A 20,680-nucleotide genomic window follows, 5' to 3' on the forward strand; every position below is an offset into this window, starting at 1 on the left:
ATGGCGCTCCCGACCCTCGACCGTCGCCGGCTCGCACTGGCCGCCCTCGGCCTGCTGCTCGCGGCCTGCCTCGCCGTCGTCGCGGCGGGCAACTGGTGGCTCCACCAGCAACGCCGCGACGACGACCGCGTCGACGACGTGGCGAGCACCGCCGCGACCACCGTCACCGCCGTCCTCTCCTACGACTACCGCCGGCTCCAGGCAGGGATGGACTCCACCACGCCGCTGCTGACCGGCGACGCCGAGAAGCAGTACGTCGAGCTGCAGCAGCCGTTGCTGAGGACGGCGCCGAAGCTGAAGGCGGTGGTGTCGGCCGACGTCAAGGCGACCACCGTGCTCGAGTCCGACGACGACTCCGCCCGGGTCCTGCTCTTCGTCGACCAGACGTCCACCAGCAAGAAGCTGACCGAACCACAGCTCGACCAGAGCCGGATCCTCGTCACCCTGACGCGTTCCGGTGACCACTGGCTCGTCTCCACGTTGGCCGCGATCTGAGGTGCCATGACATCCGAACCCGCTCCCGTCCGCCCGCGCCGCACGCAGGCCGAGCGCCGTGCCACCACGCGCTCGGCGCTGCTCGACGCGACCATCGACGTCCTCGTCGAGCGGGGCTACGCCGGCCTGACCACGACGGCCGTCTGCGAGCGCGCCGGCGTGACCCGCGGCGCCCAGGCGCACTACTTCGCCACCAAGGGCGAGCTCGTCGTCCAGGCGCTCAGCCACCTCACCGACAAGCTGGTGGCCGAGCTGATCTCCAAGCCCCTCAACGTGGGCGACGGTCCGTTGGAGCAGTACGGCGTGCTGCTCAACCGCCTGTGGGAGATCTTCAGCGGGCCGGTCTCCTACGCTCAGCTCGAGCTCTTCACGGCCGCCCGCACCGACGACGACCTCCGGCGCCACCTGGTCCAGTTCGACCACGCGGTCATGCAGACGCTGGCCGAGGCGGCCGACCGAGTGGCTCCGCAGCTGGTCGTGCGGGCGGAGTTCCCCGAGGCGATGACGACCGCGATCTCGACGATCCGCGGCCTGCTGATGCTGCGCTCGGTCGCGAGCGACCGGACCGTGCGCCGAGCCTGGCCGCCGGCCCGGGAGCAGCTGCTGACGGGGCTGGCCCTCGACGGCTGAGGTCCGGCCGGGTCAGCGCATCCGCAGCTTGCGCAGCGCCTTGAGCTGGCCGTTGCCCATCGCGACGAACTTCGACAGCGGAGCAGCGGGCGGCGGGCCGACCGGACCGATCCGCGACGCCGCGATGGTCTGCACGTCGGTGTACTTGCGCATGCCCTCCCCACCGTGGCGGCGGCCCAGGCCGCTGTCTCCGAGGCCGCCCATGCCGGCCTCGATCGACCCGGCCGCGAGCGCGGCGCCGTCGTTGATGTTGACCGACCCGGCCCGGATCCGGCGCGCGAGCGCGTCGGCGGAGGCGAGATCCTTGCTGAAGACGCTGGCCGAGAGGCCGGCCCTTCCCTGGTTGGCGATCCGCAGGGCGTCGGCGTCGTCGGCGGCCCGGTAGAGGGCGACCACGGGCCCGAACGTCTCGCCGAGGCAGAGCTCCATCTCCTCGGTGACGCCCTCCAGCACGGTCGGCGCGAACATGAACGGCCCCAGGTCGGGCAGCGCCCGTCCGCCCGCGAGCACCGTCGCGCCCTTGCCGACCGCGTCGGCCACGTGCGCGGTCACCTTGTCGAGCTGGGCCTGGGACGCCAGCGAGCCCACGTCGCAGGAGAAGTCGAAGGCCTGGCCGAGCTTCTGGCCGCTCGTCGCGGCGAGCAGCGCCTCCTTGAAGGCGTCGTAGACGTCGGTGTGCACGACGACCCGCTCGATGTGGATGCACATCTGGCCGGTGTTGGCGAAGGCCGCCTGCACGGTGCCGCGCGCGGCCTGCTCGAGGTCGGCGTCGGCGCGCACGATGAGCGGGTTCTTGCCGCCGAGCTCCAGGGACGCCCCGATCAGACGGCCGGCGGCGCGCTGGGCGACCTGCCGTCCCGTGGCCGTGGATCCGGTGAAGGCGACGTAGTCGACGTTGTCGACGACGGCTTCGCCGACGGCCGCGCCCGGTCCGGCGACGACCTGCCAGACGTGCTCCGGAAGACCCGCCTCGGCCATCAGGGCGCGCGTCCACAGCAGCGTCAGCGGCGTCTGCGGGTCGGCCTTGCCGAGCACGCTGTTGCCGGCGAGCAGCGCCGGGATCGCGTCACCGACACCGAGGTAGAGCGGGTAGTTCCACGGCGAGATGATCCCGACGACGCCCTTGGGCACACGGACCTCGCGAGCGCTCGTCACGAGCGGGACCGCCGAGCGGACCTTGGTGTCCGCGACGTACTTCGCCCCGTGGCGCGCGTAGTGACGTGCCAGGTTGCCGACCTGCAGCACCTCCTGCCAGGCGTGGAAGCGCGCCTTGCCCATCTCCCACTGGATCAGGTCGAGCACCTCGTCCTGCCGCTCGACGAGGAGGTCGTGGAAGCGCAGCACCACCGCGGCACGCGCCGCGTAGGGCAGCGCGGCCCAGTCCGCCTGCGCCGTGCGCGCCGCACGCGCCGCTGCCGCGACGTCCTCGGCGGTGCAGGCCGGCACGGGCGCGGTCGGCCGGCCGTCGTACGGCGCCGTGGCGGTGAGCTCGCCGTCGCCACCGGACACCGGGCAGGCGACCCAGCGGTTCCAGGAGGCGAGCTTGCGGTCGGTCACCCACGCCGGTCGGGCCGTGGGCCGGTCCGGTCGGACGTCGGTCGGCGGGGGGACGGTCGCGGTCATCGGGCACCTCCGGTGCGCACCAGGTTGATCGGCTGGCCGTCCTTCGGGAACGGCAGCGAGTGGTTGTCGAGCGGAGCGACGTAGGCCGGGTCGACGCTCCAGTGGTAGTTGCGCAGCAGCCGGTGGAGGATCGACTTGACCTCGAGGCCCGCGAAGTAGAGCCCGATGCACTTGTGGACGCCACCGCCGAACGGCTCCCAGGCCAGCCGGTGCGACTTGTCCTCGCGGCGCTCCGGGGAGAAGCGCTCGGGGTCGAAGACCATCGGGTTGGTCCAGTACTCCTCCATCACGTGGGAGTACTGCACGCCGACCATCACGTCCGTGCCGGCCGGGATGCGGTAGCCCTGCACCGCCGCGTCCTTGACGGTGTGGCGGACCAGGACCGGCACGGGGGCGCGCAGCCGCAGCGCCTCGCGCATCACCCAGTCGGCGGCCTGCAACCCCTCGAGCTCGGCCATCGTGGGCTCGGGCCCGAGCGCCAGCGCCTCCTCGCGGCAGCGTTGCTGCCACTCGGGGTGCTGGCCGAGGTACTGCAGCATCGTCGACGTGGTGATCGTCGACGTGTCGTGGGCCGCCATCATCAAGAAGATCATGTGGTTGACGACGTCGTCGTCGGAGAACCGCTCACCGTCCTCGGTCTCGATGTGGCACAGCACCGAGAAGAAGTCGTCGGTCAGCCTCGCGCGCTTCTCCGGGAGGTAGTGGCGCAGGAACTCCTCGAGCACCTTCCGGCCACGGAAGGCGCGGCCCCACCGGGTCATCGGCACGTCCGCGCGCACGATGCCGGCGGCGGCCTGCACGCAGGCGATGAACGCCTGGTTGACCTTGTCCATGTCGTGGCGGCTGGTGTCGTGCGCCCCACCCATGAAGATGTCGGCCGCCACGTCGAGGGTGAGCTGCTTCAGCGCCCAGTAGGACTTGAAGCGGGGATGGGTGTCCCACGACGCCATGCCGTGCTCGATGGCCGGATGCATCCGCGTGGTGTAGCTCGCCAACCGGTCGCGGGTGAAGGCCTCCTGCATGATCCGTCGGTGCATGTGGTGCTCGTCGAAGTCGAGCAGCATCAGGCCGCGGTCGAAGAACGGGCCGACGATCTTGCCCCAGGCCGGCCCGTTGGCGAAGGCCTTGCCCTTGTTGCGCAGCACCTCCTCACAACCGTCGGGCCCGAGCACGACCGCACCGAGCTCGCCGGCCGCGTTGAAGGGCGACACCGGACCGTAGGTCTCCCACTGGTGGCGCATGAAGCCGATCGGGTCGCCCGCGTAGTCGAACAGTCGGCCGAGCCAGGGCAGGCCCTTGTCGCCGGGTCCCACCACGGGCACCTCGCGCAACGCCGTCGACCCGGCCGGCTCGGCGGGGTCCGCCCCGGGGACCATCGCGTCGATCGTCACCTGCTCCATGTCAGAAGATTGATTCAGGAAGGACGTCCTGTCAACCTTCTCCCGGAAGTCGTCGTTCGCGTGAGAGGGTGGTGCCATGGCGGTGCAGTCAGGGGTCTATCGCGGCGTCTCCGCGGAGGAGCGCGTCGCCGAGCGGCGCGCCCGGCTGATGGAGGCGACCCTCGAGGTCTGGGCCGATCCGGCACGCCGGACCACCATGACCGCGGTCTGCGCGGAGGCCGGGCTCACCGAGCGCTACTTCTACGAGAGCTTCTCCGGGCTCGACGAGGCACTCCGCGCCGTGCTGGACGCCGTCGCGGACGAGATCGAGCAGACGACGACCGCCGCGGCCGCGGCAGCGGGCGACGACCCGATCGTGCGGACCCAGGCGTCGATGGTGGCGTTCGTGGACCTGATCGCGGGCGACCCGCGGAAGGGTCGCGTCGCGATCGTGGAGGCCGGCGCGATGCCCGAGCTGCGCCAGCGCCGCACCGAGCTGCTGCGCCACTTCGCCCACCGCACGGCCGAGGAGGCGCGCGAGTGGCTGCAGCTGCCCGAGCGCAGCTCCACCGAGGACGAGCTCGCCGGTCTGCTCTTCATCGGAGGCATGGCCGAGCTGATCACCGCCTGGCTCGACGGCGCGATCGAGGCCGGTCCCGCCGACATCGTCGAGGCCGCGGCGCACGCGTTCCTCAGGCTCTACGGCTGAGGACAGCGGACGCTCAGTCCTTCCCCGACCTCCTGAGCACGGCGACGAGGGCCAGCGTGGCCGCGCTGCCGGCCGCGAACGGGGTCGCCCACCGGGCCGCGGTGCCCTCCGAGGCACGGTCCGCGGCGAGGCGGTCGCGCCAGTCCATGGGCGGGGACGACGGCCCCTGCACCCGGTCCTCGGGCGCGGGACGCTCCGCGCGGGCGAGCGGGTGGACGTAGGCCCAGGCGGCGGCGTACATCACCACCCGGCTGAAGTAGTTGATCCAGACGACGAGGATCAGCGCGATGCCGAACGCCTGGAAGGCGGGCGAGCTCGCCGTCGACTGCAGCAGCAGCTGCGAGACCTGCTTGAGGATCTCGAAGCCGACCGCGCCGAGCACCGCGCCCGACCAGACCGCACGCCGCGGCACGTCGTCGGGATCGGCGAGGATCTCGAAGAGCGCGAAGAACAGCAGCGCGTTCGCCGCCACGCCGATGACCACCGCGAGCACCGTCAGCAGCCACCCGAGCCCCGCGCCCAGCCCGATCCAGTCGAGGATCTGGGACGAGGCCCCGCGCACGATCCCCGAGACACCCACGCTGAGCATCAGGATCACGCCGAGCGAGGCGAGGGCCACCAGGTCGCGCACCTTCCCGATCGCGAAGCTCGGCTGCTCGCGTTCGGGCAGCACGAACATCACCGCCAGCGCGTCGCGCATGCTCGAGAGCCAGCCGAGCCCGGAGTAGAGGACCACCACGATGCCGACGGACAGGATGCCGGGCGCGGCGTCGCGGATGTCGGTCAGCGACACCTGGCCGTCGCCGTTGCCCACCAACCCCGGGAGCACGCCGTTGATGGCGTCGACGAGGTCCGACTCGGCGCCGTCGTACACCCGGGCGGCGAAGCCGACGAGGGCGAACGCGAGCGCCAGGATCGGGAAGAAGGAGATGAAGCCGAAGTAGGTCACCGCCCCGGCCTGGATGCTGCCCTTGACGTCACCGTAGTGCTCGACGGTGCGCACCACGTGGTCCAGCCACGGGCGTTGCTCGCGCTCCCGCGCGACCTTCGACTTCACCTTGCTCACGAACGACGGCACCGAGATCACCTCATCGAGTCAGGAGCCACGGCCTGCCGCGGGCTTGAGCGGAAAGGTACGGCTGGACTGCCAACCCAGCTCGCCCTCGTGAACGTACAGGTGGAAGCCGAGCACGTCGAAGGAGCACTCGAAGCCGGCCAGGTCGGCGAACGCCCGGTCGAGCTCCGCGTCACCCAGGTGGTGGGCCACCGTCACGTGCGGGTGGTAGGGGAAGTCGAGGTCGAGGTCCAGCGAGCCGCCCCGTACGTCGGCGGCGAGCTGCTCGCACTGGGAGATTCCCTCGGCGAGGCCGATGAAGACGACGGGCGACACGGGCCGGAAGGTACCCGTTCCCCGCAGGTGTACCCGGAACGCCTCGTGGCGCTGCGCCGCCTGCTCCAGGTGCCCCTCGATGTCGTGCAGGTCGTCGACGTCGAGCGGCGGGATGAGGGTGATGTGGGTCGGCACTCCCTCCGCGGTGGGGTCGCCGATCTCGGTGCGGTAGTCCTGCAGCTGGGTCGCCCAGGGCTCCGGGATCGCGATCGCGACGCCGATGGTCGGCACGCGTCAGGCCCTCGGAGCGCCGCGGAAGGGTGCCACGAAGCCCACCCGCTGGTAGACGTCGCGCAGGGTCGCCTCCGCCACCGCACCGGCGGTTTCCGCGCCCTGCCGCAGCACGTCCGTCAGGTGCGCCTGGTCGTCGAGGAGCTCCAAGGTGCGCTCGCGGAACGGCGTGACGAAGGTGATGACCAGGTCGGCCAGGTCGCCCTTCAGGACGCCGTAGCCCTTGCCGGCGTACTGCTCCTCGAGGGCGTCGATCGGCTCGCCGCTCAGCGCGGAGTAGATCGTCAGCAGGTTGCTGATGCCGGGCTTCTCCGCAGCGTCGAACCGGATGTCGGAGCCGGAGTCGGTCACCGCCGAGCGGATCTTCTTCGCACTCGCCCGGGGGTCGTCGAGCATCTCGACGATGCCGCTGGGCGACGAGCCGGACTTCGACATCTTCGCCGTCGGGTCCTGCAGGTCGGCGATCTTCGCCGTGGCCTTGAGGATGTAGGGCTCGGGGAGGCGGAACGTCTTCTTGTAGCGGCTGTTGAAGCGCTGCGCGAGGTCGCGGGTCAGCTCGAGGTGCTGGCGCTGGTCCTCGCCGACCGGCACGAAGTGCGGGCGGTAGAGCAGGATGTCGGCCGCCTGCAGGATCGGGTAGGTGAAGAGGCCCACCGACGCGGCGCCCTCGCCCTGCTTGGCCGACTTGTCCTTGAACTGCGTCATCCGGCGCGCCTCGCCGAAGCCGGTCAGGCAGTTGAGGACCCACGCCAGCTGGGCGTGCTCGGGGATCTGGCTCTGCACGAAGATCGCGGACCGCGCCGGGTCGATGCCGGCCGCCAGCAGCTGGGCGGCCGCGCGAAGGGTGCGGTCGCGGAGCAGCTTGGGGTCCTGCTCGACGGTGATCGCGTGCAGGTCGGCGATGAAGAAGAACGGCTGGTGGTCGCGCTGGAGGTCGACCCACTGCCGCAGCGCACCGAGGTAGTTGCCGAAGTGGAAGGAGTCCGCCGTCGGCTGGATCCCGGAGAGCACCCGTGGTCGGGCGCCGCCCTCGGGCGCCGCCGGGGAGGACGTCTGCGGCAGCGTTTGCTCGGTCGTCGCGGACATGGGCGCGATTCTCTCAGGAGTCCCCGCCCGGCTCACAGCGGGCTCACGGTCGGGCGCTCAGGCCGGGGTCGCCGCACCGTCACGGCGGTGGACCAGAGCCGACCAGACGAGGATGACCAGGCCCAGCGCGCTCAGGACCGCGCCGACGAGCGCCGGCGCCCGGTAGCCCCAGCCCGCGGCGATCACGACGCCACCGAGCCACGCGCCGAGCGCGTTGGCGACGTTGAGCGCCGCATGGTTCATCGCCGCACCGAGCGTGACCGCTCCCCCGGCCACGTCCATCAGCCGCAGCTGCAGGTTGACCACGAGGACCGACCCGGTCGCCGTCACGAGGAACGCCACCGGCCACAGGGTCCAGCCGCCCGGAGCGGCGAAGAAGTAGGCGACCAGGACCAACGAGCCGAACGCCGCCGAGAGCAGCAGGCTGCGGTAGACCGACCACGCCGCGAGCTCGCCGGCCAGGGGCGTGCCGACCACCATGCCCAGGCCCAGGGCGAGCACGAACAGCGGCACCGTGCCGCGGTCGAGGCCACCCACGACGGTGACCGTCTTCGCGATGTAGGAGTACACCGCGAACATGCCGCCGAAGCCGATCGCGCCGGCCGCCATCGTCAGCCACACCTGGAGGCTGGTGAAGAACTCCCGCGCCTCCTTGCGCCCGCTCGTCTCCGAGTCGCCGGGCACCGACGGCACCGCCGCCAGCACGAGGGCTGCGGTGACGAACGCCAGGGCACCCCCGAGGACGTACGTCGCCCGCCACCCGACCTGCTGGCCGAGCCAGGTCGCGAGCGGCACCCCCACGACGTTGGCCACCGAGAGCCCCAGCATGACGCTGGCGACCGCGCGTCCCCGGCGCGCCGGGGCCACCAGGCTCGCCGCGACCAGGCTGGCGACGCCGAAGTAGGCGCCGTGCGGCATGCCGTCGAGGAACCGCGCCGCCGCGAGCACCCCGAAGCCTGGAGCGATCGCGCTGAGCAGGTTGAAGGCGCCGTACGCCGCCATCAGGCCGACGAGCATGCCGCGCCGCGGCAGTCGCGCCCCGAAGAAGGCCAGGATCGGTACGCCGATCACCACGCCGAGCGCGTAGGCCGAGATCACCCGCCCCGCGGTCGGCACCGAGACGTCGACACCCTTCGCGATCTCGGGCAGCACGCCCATCGTCATGAACTCGGTGGTGCCGATCGTGAAGCCGCCGACCGCGAGCGCCAGGATCGCGAGCGCGGGCCGCGCGGTGCGCACCGTCGGCTCCTCGGCCACGAGGGCGAGGTCGGCGTCGGTCTCGGTGCCGGTCATCGGGCGGCGGGCGGAGCGGGGGTCACGAGAGGAGACAACCACACCAGACGTCCGACCATTCCATCCACGACGTCTGCTACGAGGGCGGCCGAGGGGCCAGTCCCGCGAGCGTCCGGGCGATGACCTGGGTCATCTCACGCCGCGCGGTCGGCCGGTCGTCGGCCGCGGCGACGTACATCGCCGCCTCCTCGGCCACGGCAGTGAGGGCGTGGGCCAGCGGTCGCGGCGGCAGGTCGGCGACCGCGCCGTCGGCGATGCCCTGGGCGAGGGTGGCCTCGATGAGGGACAGCGCGTAGGGCTGGAGCAGCGCGCGCCAGCGGGCCCATCCGAGCACGGAAGGTCCGTCGGTCAGCAGGATCCGCTGCACGTCAGGCGCCTCGCACGCGTCGAGCCACGCGTCCATCGCTCGGGTCATCACGGCGGCGAACCCAAGGTCGTCCCCGGCCAGTGCGCCCGCAGCGATGTCGTCGGTGACGCCGGCCTCGACCGCCTCGATGACGGCGGCGAACAGCTCGGTCTTGTCGGCGAAGTGGTGGTAGAGGGCGCCCCTGCTCACGGCAGCCTCGGCGACGATCGCCTCGGTGCCGACGCCCGCGAAGCCGTGCTCGGCGAAGAGCCGGCGACCGGCTGCTACCAGTGCGGACCGGGTCGCGGCCGTGCGGTCCGCTTGCGTTCTTCTCGTCATTTACCTACAGTCTGTTCGTAACTTACATACACCTTGTCGGTAAGTCTCCCACGCCGAGGAGCCCGGATGCCCACCGTCGACCTGCCCACCGCAACTCTGAACTACCACGTCGCAGGCCCGGACGACTCGCCCGAACCGCCGGTCGTCCTCATCCACCCGGTCCTGGCCGACGGATCGCTCTGGCTCCCCGTCATGGAGCGCCTCGCAGCGCAGGGCGTGCGCTCCTTCGCCCCCGACTGGCCCCTCGCGTCGCACCGCATCCCGCGGCCCGCGCACGCCGACCAGTCGCCGCGCGGCGTCGCGCGACTCGTCCTCGACTTCATCGCGGCCCTCGACCTCACCGACGTCACCCTCGTCGGCAACGACACCGGTGGCGCGATCTGCCAGTTCGTCGTCGACCCCGCTCTCGACGCCGACGCCTCCCGCGTCGCCCGGCTCGTGCTCGCCAATTGCGACGCGTTCGAGCAGTTTCCTCCCCCACCGTTCACCGGCCTGTTCCCGCTCCTGCGCGACGAGTGGCGGCTCAAGACGGTCGCCGGCCTCCTGCGCGTACGGGCGCTGCGCCAGTCCGTGCTGGGGTACGGCCTGCTCGCGAAGAACCTGCCGGCAGAGCTCACCCGCGCCTGGATCGAGCCGGCGCGCACCGACCCCGGGATCCGCCGCGACGCCGTGCGGCTGTTCGGGAGCATCCATCCCGCCGACCTCCTCGACGTGTCCACCCGGCTGCCGGAGGTCAAGATCCCCGTCACGGTCGTCTGGGGCATGGCCGACAGGGCGTTCAAGCCCGCCCTCGGCCGGCGGCTGCACGAGGCCTTCGCCGACGCGGAGCTGGTCGAGGTGCCGGGAGCGCGCACCCTCCTCGCCCTCGACGCCCCCGACGAGCTCACCGCGGCGATCCGGGCCGTCGCGCGCCGCTGACCCCTGGTAGGAAGTGCGGGTGGTTCCCCCCGACGCACCACCCGATCGCCGTCCCACGGGCACGCCGCCGTACTGGCGACGTGGCGAGCAGATCACCTGGACCTACGGGCTGCCGGGCGAGCCCTCGTGGGTCTACCCGGTGACGGTGGTCCGCGACGACGCCGCGCTGTTCGCGACCTGGCTGACCGTCGGGACCGTCGGCCGGGTCGCGATCCGCGCCGACGGCCGCGAGCTGCGGGCGGACCCCGCGACGATCTTCACCGCCCCGCGGAAGATCATCGAGCGACCGTTCTTCGCCCACCACACGCTGCGCCTGCACGAGCCCGGACGCCCCTGGTCGGTGCTGGTGTTCTTCGACGCGGGGACGGGCGCCTTCGTCGGCTGGTACTGCAACATCGAGGACCCGCACACCCGCGACGCCCGCGGCACCTACTCCCGCGACCACGTGCTCGACATCTGGGTCGAGCCCGACCGCAGCCACTTCCGCAAGGACGAGGACGAGCTGGTGCTCGCCGTCGAGCAGGGCCGCTACACCGCTGACGAGGCAGCCGCCATCACGGCCGTCGCCGACGACATCGACGCCGTCATCGAGGCCTGGGGCCCGCCCTTCTGTGACGGGTGGGAGCACTTCCGTCCGGACCCGGCGTGGCCGGTGCCGGAGCTGCCGGCGTAGCCCTCAGGTGCCGGCGTCGGCGACCGGCACGCCCCAATGGTCCTTGTAGCCGTAGATCCCGGTCAGGGTGCGGCTCTCGTAGTCGCCGTTGAGGATCTCGATGTCGTGCGGGGTGATGTGCGAGGGGTGCCCCACCCCGACGGCCGCGCTCACCCGGATGAGCTCCTTGCGGAGCTGGACGAGGTACGCCGCGCAGCGATCCGCCTTCGACACGGGGTCGAGACCGCGCACCAGCCACGGGTTCTGCGTCGCGACGCCGACCGGGCACTCGTCGGTGTGGCACTTCTGCGACTGGATGCAGCCGATCGAGAGCATCGCCTCGCGGGCGACGTTGACCATGTCGGCACCGAGGGCGAAGGCCACCACGGCGTTCTCGGGGAGCCCCACCTTGCCCGACCCGATGAAGGTGACGTCATCGGCGAGGCCGAGCTCGGCGAAGGTGCCGTAGACCCGCGAGAAGCCCATCCGGAAGGGCAGCGAGATCGAGTCGGTGAAGATGAGCGGCGCTGCACCCGTGCCGCCCTCCCCACCATCGACGGTGATGAAGTCCACGCCGCGGGTGCGGGTGCGCATCAGCTCGGCCAGCTCGCGCCAGAACCCCTGGTGGCCGACGGCGGACTTGATGCCCACCGGCACGCCGGTCTCGGTCGCGACCAGCTCGACGAAGTCGAGCATCGAGTCGACGTCGGAGAACGCGGAGTGGCGCGGCGGGCTGATGCAGTCGCGGTCGAGCGGGATGCCGCGGATCGCCGCGATCTCCTCGGTGATCTTCGCGGCCGGCAGCATGCCCCCGAGGCCGGGCTTCGCGCCCTGGCTGAGCTTGATCTCGATCGCCTTGACGGGCGCCGCCGCGACGACGTCCTTGAGGAGCTCGAGATCGAAGGAGCCGTCGGCATTGCGGCAACCGAAGTACGCCGTACCGATCTGGAGCACGAGGTCGGCGCCGTTGCGGTGGTACGGCGAGATGCCGCCCTCCCCCGTGTTGTGCAGGCAGCCGGCCTTCGCCGCGCCCTTGTTGAGCGCGGTGATCGCGGCGCCGGACAGCGAGCCGAAGCTCATCGCGGAGATGTTCACCACCGACGCCGGACGGAAGGCCCCGGTGCGCCCGCGCGGGCCGCCGAGCACCTTCGTCGAGGGCAGGCTGGCGAGCTCGTCCAGCGGCGTCGGCGGCTCGAGCGGGAACGTGCGCTGCTTGATGTAGGTGTGGCCCTGGATGTGCTCGACGTCGATGTCGGTGCCGAAGCCGAAGTAGTTGTTCTGCCCCTTCGCCGAGGCGTAGACCCAGCGCCGCTCGTCACGGCTGAACGGCCGCTCCTCCTCGTTGCTGGTCACGATGTACTGCCGCAGCTCCGGGCCGATCGTCTCCAGCAGGTAGCGGAAGTTGCCGATGACCGGGAAGTTGCGCCGGATCGCGTGCGTCTTCTGGGTCAGGTCTCGGTAGGCGACCACCCCCACGGCGGCGACGCCCGCGCCGATCAGAGCCCGCACCCTCATCCCGCACCCCCGTGCCCCCGGCGGGGAGCCCGCCGGTCGTGTGACCGCGCTCGCATCAGAGCAGTCGAACGGTAGCGCGCCGGCCGGCTGTTCGCGACACCTTGTCGCAGGCTCGCGCAGACGGCTCAGCCGGCGAGGTGGCCCCACGCAGGCGCGAGGTCCGCCCAACCTCCGACCGCCACGACCCGGCCGCCGTCGAGGACGACGACCCGGTCCGCACGCGCGAGGGCGGCGCGCTTCGAGGTGGCGCCGATGACCGTCGTACGCCGCTCGCGCAGCGCCTCCCAGAGCTCGATCTCGGTGGCGGCGTCGAGCGCGCTCGAGACGTCGTCGGCCAGCAGCAGCTCGGCGTCGGCGGCCAGCGCCCGGGCCAGGGCGAGGCGCTGCACCTGCCCGCCGGACAACCGCACGCCACGGTGCCCGATCACCGCGTCCGGGCCCCCGGCGTCGGCCACGTCGGCGTCGAGCCGGGCCGCGCCGACCGGACCCGCGAGCTCGCGGTCGAACCCGAGCTGGACGTTGTCCGCGAACGTGCCCGAGAGCACACGCGGCACCTGGGCCACGTGGGCGACCCGCGCGGGCCGCAGGAACGCCTCCGGGTCGTCGACGTCCTCGCCGTTCCACCGGAGCGAGCCCCGGTGGTCGATGAGGCCGGCGAGCGCCGCGAGCAGGCTCGACTTGCCGGACCCGATCTGGCCGAGGAGCAGCACCAGCTCGCCCCGTCGTACGACGAGGTCGACGTCCTCCACGCCGATGGTCCCGTCGTCGTGGACGGCGGCGAACCCACGCAGCGCCAGGGTCTCCAGGCGGACGCGCTCGGTCGCCGGCGCGTCGGGGGCGGTGCCGGCGACCAGGTCGACGCCCGACGGCAGGTGCATCAGGTCGGCTCCGCCGGCGTGGCGGGCGGTCGCCCGCTGCCAGGCACGGGTGCCGGGAGCCTCGGTGACGACCGCGCCGGCGACCCGCCCGAACCAGTCGAAGCCGTTGACGGCGGTCGCCACGAGCAGCGCGGTGCCGAGCTCCCAGCCGTCGAGCAGGTAGATCGCCCAGGCGGCGACGACGCCGACCTGCACCATCACGATCGGGACCCCGTCGAGCACGGCCTGGACCCGGTGCTCGAACACGGCCGCCTCGATGCGGCCGCCGTCCACCCCGCGCAGGTGCTGGTGGACCTGCGGGGTGCGGCCGGCCAGCTTGACGGTGCGCGCGGACTCCACCACCGACACGAGCGCGCGGCCGAACCGGGCCCGCGCCGCCGAGGAGCGGGCCGCGGAGCGACCGGCGATGGGACGCCCGACCGACGAGGCGAGGGCGCTGGTGACCATCACGCCCAGCAGCACGGCGCCCGCCAACGCGGTGCCGCCGGCGATCGTGGTGATCAGCGCGATGAGCAGGCCGTTGACGAAGTCCACCCACCGGTCGGAGTAGCGGGCGAAGCGGTCGGCGTCCATGGTGCGGGCCACGACCTCCCCGGGCGGCGTGCGCGGCAGGCGCTTGGTCCGGGTCTGACCGATCAGCACCGACATCCGCACCCGCAGCATCACCTCGATCCACCATCGCGGATAGCGGCGGAACGCGTCGGCGAGCAGCACGGGCGCGAGCATCAGGAGGACCGCGAGCACCACGACGCTGGTCGTCGGCGACGCACCGGCCTTCAGGTCCTCGACGATCCGGCCCCACAGGTAGCCGGTGATCGCGCCCAGCGGGGCGAACACGGTGCCTCCGAGGAACAGCAGCACCGACCACGCACCCCACCAGGGACGGACCCAGAAGGCGTGCCACGTGCCGCGTGCCAGCGAGGGGCCGGTGCCGACAGGCGGGCGCGCCGGGGGCTCCCCCGCGCGACGCGCTGCGCCGATCGCGCCGTCGCCGAGGTCGGCGGCGGTGTCGTCGAAGTCCGCGGTCGCGCTGGCGTCCAGCAGCCGGCGGAACGGCCCGGTGCGCGCCGCGAGCTCGTCGCGCGGGCCGTGCTCGATCAGTCGACCGTGGTCGAGCACGGCAACGGCCTCGGCCCGCTCGATCGTGCTGAGGCGGTGGGCGACCAGCACGCCCGTGCGGCCGCTCAGCAGCCGGTCGGCCGCGGCGACCACCCGGGCCTCGGTCACCGGGTCCATGCGGGCGGTGGCCTCGTCGAGCACCACGATCTGGACGTGACGGACCAGCAGCCGGGCGAACGCGACCAGCTGCTCCTCACCGGCGGACAGGGTCGTGCCGCCCGGCCCCAGGAGCGTGTCGAGACCGTCCGGCATGCCGTCGACCCACTCGGTGATGCCCAGCTCGGCGACGGCGGCCTCGACCTCCTCCCGCGGGGTGGGCGCGAAGAGCGTGATGTTCTCGGCGAGGGTGCCGGCGAGGATCTCGGTGCGCTGGGTGACGACGCCGACCCGCCGCCGCAGCGCGTGCAGGTCGAGCGTCGCGATGTCGGCCCCGCCGAGCAGGATCGTGCCGGGCGGTGGCTCGACCGCCCGCGACAGCAGTGACGCCAGCGTCGACTTGCCGGAGCCGGTGCGACCGACCAGGGCGAGCGTGTGGCCCTCCTCGACGCGCAGGCTGATGCCCCGCAGCGCGAAGGTGCCCTCGGCGTAGGCGAAGTCGAGGTCGCGGATCTCGATGTCGAGCGCACCGGTCGGCACCGGGTCGCCCCCGACGGGCTCCTCCGGGACGGCCAGCATCTGGCGGATCCGGAAGATCGCCCCGAGACCGGCCTGGATGTCGGGCAGGTGGTGGGCGAGCTGGTTGATCTGCCCGACGAACAGCGTGGTCACGAGGAACAGGGTGATCAGCTGCGACAGCCCGAGGCGGTCGGACGCCACCAGCGCGACGCCGACGACGGCGGTGGCGACCAGCAGGCCGTGCAGCAGGGCGCCGACCCGCAGGGCGAGCTGCGCCTCGACCCGGAGGACGTCGTCGAACTTCCGGTGCACGCGGGCGGACAGCTCCGCCAGCCGTCGTACGGCGAAGGCCTGACCCAGGCTGGTCCGCAGGTCGTCGCGGGCAGCGACCCCCTCCTCGAGACCGGCGGCATGGTCGGTCCAGGCCGCCTCCTCGATCACCTTCAGGCGCGCGATCTCGCCGAGGTAGGGACGCATGACGACCACCGCGACCGCCCCCACGACCGGGAACAGCAGGAACGCTGGCCACCAGCTGAGACCGGCGATCAGCCACATCGGCAGCGCGCTCAGCGCCGTGCGGGCCGCCTGCCAGATCTGCATCCGAAGCAGCACGCCGACCTCGTGGGTGTCGTCGTCGACCCGGTCGAGGATCTCGCCGACCGCCTGCTCCGTCAGGTGCTCCAGCGGCTGGTGGAGCGCGGCGTCGACCAGGTCGGCGCGCAACCGGCCCTCCGCCCGGTCGATGACACCGGCCCAGATGACCCGTCCGGTCGTGTCGAGCAGCGCGGCGCCCACGACGGCGACCGCGAGGAGCGCGACCAGCGTGTCCGTCGGCCCCGCGGCGATCCGACCGGCGAGCACGGTGCCGACCGCCGGGCCGATCGCCGCGATGGCCAGGAGGACGAGGGCCACCAGCGTCAGGGGGTGACGCAGCCGCCCCAGGTCGACCCGCCGAGCGGGCCTGTCGGGGTGCGACGACCGGGTCGAGGGTGACGGTGAGGCGGCAGGGGTGCTGGTGAGCGTCTGCGTCATCTCGCCGACGAGCCTAGGACCAGCCGCCGACGTCGATCACCCGATTTACCGATGCGCCCGTGGCTCGGACCGTCCGACGACCGGCCGCAACGCCGACAGCCAGCCGCGGGCGTCTCGACCCGCGTGCGTTGCGTGCTGCCCCCGTTGTCAGAGCGAGGCGATCGCCTCGTTGAGGGTCTTGCTCGGGCGCATCACCGCGGAGGTCTTCTCGGCGTCGGGGTAGTAGTAGCCGCCGATGTCGGCAGGCTTCCCCTGGACTGCGATGAGCTCCTCGGCGATCGTCGACTCGTTGTCGCGCAGCTTCTTCGCCAGCGGACCGAAGGCCTCGGCCAGCGCCTGGTCGTCGGTCTGCTTCGCGAGCTCCTCGGCCCAGTAGAGCGCCAGGTAGAAGTGCGAGCCGCGGTTGTCGGTCGTGCCGAGCTTGCGTCCCGGCGACCGGTCCTCGTTGAGGAACGTGCCGGTCGCCCGGTCGAGTGCGTCGGCGAGGACCTGCGCGGCGGGCCGGCCGGCCTGCTCGGCGTACTTCTCCAACGACGGCACCAGCGCGAAGAACTCGCCGAGGCTGTCCCACCGCAGGTAGTCCTCCTCGACCAGCTGCTGCACGTGCTTCGGCGCGGAGCCGCCGGCACCGGTCTCGAAGAGGCCGCCGCCCGCGATCAGCGGGACGACCGACAGCATCTTGGCGGACGTGCCGAGCTCGAGGATCGGGAAGAGGTCGGTGTTGTAGTCGCGCAGCACGTTGCCGGTGACCGAGATCGTGTCCTCGCCCTTCCGCATGCGCTCCAGGGAGTACGACGTCGCCAGCTCCGGGCTCAGGATCTTGATCTCGAGCCCGTCGGTGTCGTGCTCGGCCAGGTAGGCGTTGACCTTCTTGATGATCTCGGCGTCGTGCGCGCGCGACTCGTTGAGCCAGAAGATCGCCGGGCTGCCGGAGGCGCGGGCGCGCGAGACGGCGAGCTTGACCCAGTCCTGGACGGGAACGTCCTTGGTCTGGCAGGCGCGCCAGATGTCACCGGCCTCGACGTCGTGCTCGATCAGCACCGAGCCGTCGGAGGCGAGGATGCGGACGGTGCCGGCCTCGGGGATCTCGAACGTCTTGTCGTGCGAGCCGTACTCCTCGGCCGCCTGGGCCATCAGGCCGACGTTGGGCACGGAGCCGATCGTGGCCGGGTCGAGCGGGCCGTGCTCCTTGCAGTCCTCGATGACCGCCTGGTAGACGCCGGCGTAGGAGGAGTCCGGGATGACCGCGAGGGTGTCGTCCTCGCCGCCGTCGGCTCCCCACAGGCGACCGCCGTTGCGGATCAGGGCGGGCATCGAGGCGTCGACGATCACGTCGGAGGGCACGTGGAGGTTCGTGATGCCCTTGTCGGAGTTGACGTAGGACATGCGCGGCCCCTCGGCCATCGCCTTCTCGAAGGCGGCCTTGATCTCGGCGCCGTTGGGCAGCCCGTCGAGGCCCGGGAGGATCGAGCCGAGCCCGTCGTTGGCCGACAGGCCGGCGGCGGCCAGGTCGGCGCCGTACTGCTCGAAGACCGGCGCGAAGAACGCCTTCACGACGTGGCCGAAGATGATCGGGTCGGAGACCTTCATCATCGTCGCCTTGAGGTGCACCGAGAAGAGCACGTCGTCGGACTTGGCGCGCGCGACGGCGTTCTTGAGGAAGGCCTGCAGGTGCGCGGCCTCCATCTTGGTGGCGTCGACGATCTCGCCCGCGAGGACCTTGAGGCCGTCCTTGAGCACGATCGGCTCGCCGGCAGTGGTCTCCAGGACGATCGAGAGGGTGTCGTCGGCCTCGAGCGTCACCGACTTCTCGTTGCTGGCGAAGTCGTGGGCGCCCATGGTGGCGACCTCGGTCTTCGATCCCTCGGCGAAGGGCTTGTTGCGGTGCGGGTGGGACTTCGCGTAGTTCTTCACCGACGCCGGCGCGCGGCGGTCGGAGTTGCCCTCACGCAGGACCGGGTTGACCGCGGAGCCCTTGACCTTGTCGTACTTCGCGCGGATCTCCGTCTCCTCGGCCGAAGAGGGCGACTCCGGGTAGTTCGGCACGTCGAAGCCCTTCTCCTGCAGCTCCTTGATCGCGGCCTTGAGCTGCGGGATGGAGGCGGAGATGTTGGGGAGCTTGATGATGTTGGCCTCGGGCGTCTTGGCGAGGTCACCGAGCTCACTCAGCGCGTCGTCGGCGAGGCCGAACTGCGCGAGGATGCGCGCCGCGACCGAGATGTCCCGCGTCTCGACGTCGACGCCCGCCTTGGCGGCGTAGGCCTCGACGATCGGCAGGAAGGAGTACGTCGCGAGCAGCGGCGCCTCGTCGGTGTGGGTGTAGATGATGCTCGACATGTTCGGGCGACACTCCCTGGCTCGGATGAGTTTTGCTTGACGTCAAGATATCGGACGCGGCCCCGCTCGGCACGTCCGGCCTGCGTCAGCCTCGCATCCCCGGTTGGGAGCGGCAAGATCGCTAGTCTTCGTCCTGTTACCTGGCGGGTTTTCGGGAGCCGACCTAAGGAGAGTGCATCCCATGTCCCAAACGACTGCACAGATGCCGGTGGCGGACACCGCGCCACCGACGCAGGTCCAGAAGCTGATCGCCGAGGGCCTCGGCACCTTCGTGCTCGTGTTCTTCGGCGCCGGCACGGCCTTCGCCAGCGGGGGCGACTACGTCGCGACCGCCCTGGCGTTCGGCCTGACGGTGCTGGTCATGGCCTACGCCGTCGGTCACCTCTCCGGTGGCCACTTCAACCCGGCGGTCTCGATCGGTGCCGCGCTCGCGGGCCGGATCGGCTGGGCGACCGCGGCGGTCTACATCGCCGTCCAGTTCGTCGCCGCCTTCGTCGCGGCCGGCGTCCTCGCGATCGCGGCCGTCCTGCTCTACGACGACGCCGAGTGGGGCGACGTCCTCGCATCCGTGTCGAACAAGTGGGACACCGGCATCGGGTCCAACGGCGCCGCCTTCCTCGGGGCGTTCCTCGTCGAGGTGATCGGCACCTTCGTCTTCGTCTTCATGATCCTGGCGGTCACCGACCGGCGCCGGGCAGCCGAGAAGATCCCCGCCCCGGTCGCGATCGGCCTCGCCCTGACCCTGTGCCACCTGCTGCTCATCGGCATCACAGGCTGCTCGGTCAACCCGGCCCGCTCGCTCGGCCCCGGCATCCTGAGCTTCAACTGGGACGACGCCATGAAGTACCAGTGGCTCTTCCTCATCGCGCCGATCGTCGGCGGTGCGGCCGCAGGCTTCCTGCACCCCATGCTGTTCGGCCGTGACGGCGCGGCCGCCCCCGGCTCGGGTCTCGACTTCCGCGGTGCGGCGGACGCCTTCCAGCAGCAGTGGGCCCAGCAGTCCGGTGGCGTCGCTGCCGCGCAGATGCCGGTCGAGCAGGCCGGCCAGCCCGCCCAGGCGCAGCCGATCATCCAGGACGGCTGGCAGTGGGACCCCGCGACCCAGCAGTGGATCCCCGCGCAGCAGCAGCCGCCGGCACCCCAGGCCCCGCAAGCCCCGCAGGTCCAGCAGCCGCCCGCCGCGGGCGGCTGGGCTCCCCCTCCGGGTGAGCAGACGCAGGTCCGCCCGCCCGACGCGTGATCAGGGGCGGTGGGCGACGAGCTCCAGGATCTCGTCGCCGCCGCTGACGGTCAGCTCTCGCACGAGCCCGATGCCCTTCGCGTACTCCACGCGCCGGAGGACATCGGGCTCGAGCGCTGTTCGGACCTGCGTGGTCAGCAGATCGGTCACGTCGCCGTACGGCACGGAGGCGGAGCCGTCGAGCGCGACCACCTCCACCCGGTCCTCGGCGACGCCCGGGGCGTACTCGACGCGGTAGCCGTCCCCCACCCGCGGCTGCGCCGGCACCGCCAAGCCCGCCTCCGCACCGTCGACCCCGGCCTGCCACGAGCCGGTGGTGTCGCGTCGCCCTCCGGCGTACGACGTGGTCTGCTCGCCGAGCAGCCAGACGTTGCCGTCGCGGTCCTGGGCGTACCAGCGGTCGCTCTCGGCCGTCACCTCGTGCCGCGGACTCACGACCGAGGTGTGCACCACGGTCGCCGCGACGCCCGCGACCTCGCGGGTGCGGTCCATCACGGTGGCCTCGACCGTGCCGCGGCGCCCGGCGACGACGCGGTCGTAGGTCCACGTGCTGCCCGGCGCGAGGGGCAGCCACCGGTTGTCGACACCCTCGACGAAGTCGGCCGGGTCGAGCGACGGCGTCGGGATGACCAGCTGGTCGACGCCGGTCGGGGCGTACGGCGCCGAGGCGCTCCCGCAACCCGTCAGCACGCCACCCGCGACCCCTCCGAGAAGGGCGACGGCCGCGAGCCGGGCTCTCCTCGTCATGGCGGCCAGTCTCGCACCACCGCCCGCGTGCGCCCGCCCCCGGCTGCGCTGCTAGCGTCGCGTGCACCGCCTGCCTCCGGCCCTGACGGCCGAGCCGCACCTCATC

General features: G+C 72.0%; 17 protein-coding genes. 6 read left to right on the forward strand and 11 right to left on the reverse strand.

What is annotated here, in order from left to right; all coding sequences use genetic code 11:
* Positions 1-495, forward strand: a complete 495-nt coding sequence (locus tag ACAX67_RS11910) for a hypothetical protein (RefSeq protein WP_370704059.1) — start codon at positions 1-3, stop codon at positions 493-495.
* A gap of 6 nt (positions 496-501) precedes the next feature.
* Entirely contained in the window at positions 502-1,125 is a 624-nt protein-coding gene (locus ACAX67_RS11915; RefSeq protein ID WP_370704060.1) for a TetR/AcrR family transcriptional regulator, read from the forward strand.
* Between the two features lie 12 nt (positions 1,126-1,137).
* On the opposite strand, the gene ACAX67_RS11920 is transcribed toward ACAX67_RS11915, so the two are convergent.
* Both ACAX67_RS11920 and ACAX67_RS11925 read right to left on the reverse strand, forming a co-directional pair.
* Positions 1,138-2,748, reverse strand: coding sequence for a succinic semialdehyde dehydrogenase (locus tag ACAX67_RS11920; protein ID WP_370704061.1), 1,611 nt, complete (start codon positions 2,746-2,748; stop codon positions 1,138-1,140).
* On the reverse strand, positions 2,745-4,148 hold the full coding sequence (locus tag ACAX67_RS11925; RefSeq protein ID WP_370704062.1) for a cytochrome P450: 1,404 nt from the start codon (positions 4,146-4,148) through the stop codon (positions 2,745-2,747). Before ACAX67_RS11925 ends, ACAX67_RS11920 begins: the two co-directional genes overlap by 4 nt.
* 76 nt (positions 4,149-4,224) lie before the next feature.
* Between ACAX67_RS11925 and ACAX67_RS11930 the strand changes: the two genes are divergently transcribed.
* Positions 4,225-4,836, forward strand: coding sequence for a TetR/AcrR family transcriptional regulator (locus ACAX67_RS11930; RefSeq protein WP_370704063.1), 612 nt, complete (start codon positions 4,225-4,227; stop codon positions 4,834-4,836).
* A gap of 13 nt (positions 4,837-4,849) precedes the next feature.
* On the opposite strand, the gene ACAX67_RS11935 is transcribed toward ACAX67_RS11930, so the two are convergent.
* The 5 genes from ACAX67_RS11935 to ACAX67_RS11955 form a co-directional block, all read right to left on the reverse strand.
* Complete coding sequence (locus ACAX67_RS11935; RefSeq protein ID WP_370704064.1) at positions 4,850-5,914, reverse strand: YihY/virulence factor BrkB family protein; 1,065 nt, start codon at positions 5,912-5,914, stop codon at positions 4,850-4,852.
* 18 nt (positions 5,915-5,932) lie between these two features.
* Complete coding sequence (locus ACAX67_RS11940) at positions 5,933-6,457, reverse strand: 2'-5' RNA ligase family protein (protein WP_370704065.1); 525 nt, start codon at positions 6,455-6,457, stop codon at positions 5,933-5,935.
* 3 nt (positions 6,458-6,460) lie between these two features.
* Positions 6,461-7,543 (reverse strand): tryptophan--tRNA ligase, encoded by a 1,083-nt coding sequence (gene trpS / locus ACAX67_RS11945; protein WP_370704066.1) that lies wholly within the window; start codon positions 7,541-7,543, stop codon positions 6,461-6,463.
* 57 nt (positions 7,544-7,600) lie between these two features.
* Complete coding sequence (locus tag ACAX67_RS11950; RefSeq protein ID WP_370704067.1) at positions 7,601-8,836, reverse strand: MFS transporter; 1,236 nt, start codon at positions 8,834-8,836, stop codon at positions 7,601-7,603.
* 76 nt (positions 8,837-8,912) lie between these two features.
* Entirely contained in the window at positions 8,913-9,521 is a 609-nt protein-coding gene (locus ACAX67_RS11955) for a TetR/AcrR family transcriptional regulator (protein WP_370704068.1), read from the reverse strand.
* A 66-nt stretch (positions 9,522-9,587) separates the two neighbouring features.
* Here ACAX67_RS11955 and ACAX67_RS11960 point away from each other — a divergent pair, with 66 nt between their 5' ends.
* Positions 9,588-10,439: an alpha/beta fold hydrolase gene (locus ACAX67_RS11960; RefSeq protein WP_370704069.1), complete on the forward strand. Its 852-nt coding sequence runs from the start codon at positions 9,588-9,590 to the stop codon at positions 10,437-10,439.
* A gap of 19 nt (positions 10,440-10,458) precedes the next feature.
* A complete protein-coding gene (locus ACAX67_RS11965) occupies positions 10,459-11,112 on the forward strand; it encodes a ribonuclease FAU-1 family protein (RefSeq protein ID WP_370704070.1) in 654 nt (217 codons plus the stop codon).
* A 3-nt stretch (positions 11,113-11,115) separates the two neighbouring features.
* On the opposite strand, the gene ACAX67_RS11970 is transcribed toward ACAX67_RS11965, so the two are convergent.
* The 3 genes from ACAX67_RS11970 to ACAX67_RS11980 form a co-directional block, all read right to left on the reverse strand.
* A complete protein-coding gene (locus ACAX67_RS11970; RefSeq protein ID WP_370704071.1) occupies positions 11,116-12,606 on the reverse strand; it encodes an FMN-binding glutamate synthase family protein in 1,491 nt (496 codons plus the stop codon).
* A 125-nt stretch (positions 12,607-12,731) separates the two neighbouring features.
* Positions 12,732-16,250: an ATP-binding cassette domain-containing protein gene (locus tag ACAX67_RS11975; RefSeq protein WP_370704072.1), complete on the reverse strand. Its 3,519-nt coding sequence runs from the start codon at positions 16,248-16,250 to the stop codon at positions 12,732-12,734.
* A 147-nt stretch (positions 16,251-16,397) separates the two neighbouring features.
* Entirely contained in the window at positions 16,398-18,587 is a 2,190-nt protein-coding gene (locus ACAX67_RS11980) for an NADP-dependent isocitrate dehydrogenase (RefSeq protein ID WP_370704073.1), read from the reverse strand.
* A 181-nt stretch (positions 18,588-18,768) separates the two neighbouring features.
* Between ACAX67_RS11980 and ACAX67_RS11985 the strand changes: the two genes are divergently transcribed.
* Positions 18,769-19,827 carry an MIP/aquaporin family protein gene (locus ACAX67_RS11985; protein WP_370704074.1) on the forward strand — a complete coding sequence of 353 codons (1,059 nt, stop codon included), beginning with the start codon at positions 18,769-18,771 and terminating at the stop codon, positions 19,825-19,827.
* Here ACAX67_RS11985 and ACAX67_RS11990 read toward each other — a convergent pair whose 3' ends face one another.
* Complete coding sequence (locus tag ACAX67_RS11990; RefSeq protein WP_370704075.1) at positions 19,828-20,574, reverse strand: hypothetical protein; 747 nt, start codon at positions 20,572-20,574, stop codon at positions 19,828-19,830. It abuts the gene before it with no gap.
* Positions 20,575-20,680: the final 106 nt, after the last annotated feature.

The organism is Nocardioides candidus (assembly GCF_041321175.1).
Taxonomy (GTDB): Bacteria; Actinomycetota; Actinomycetes; order Propionibacteriales; family Nocardioidaceae; genus Nocardioides.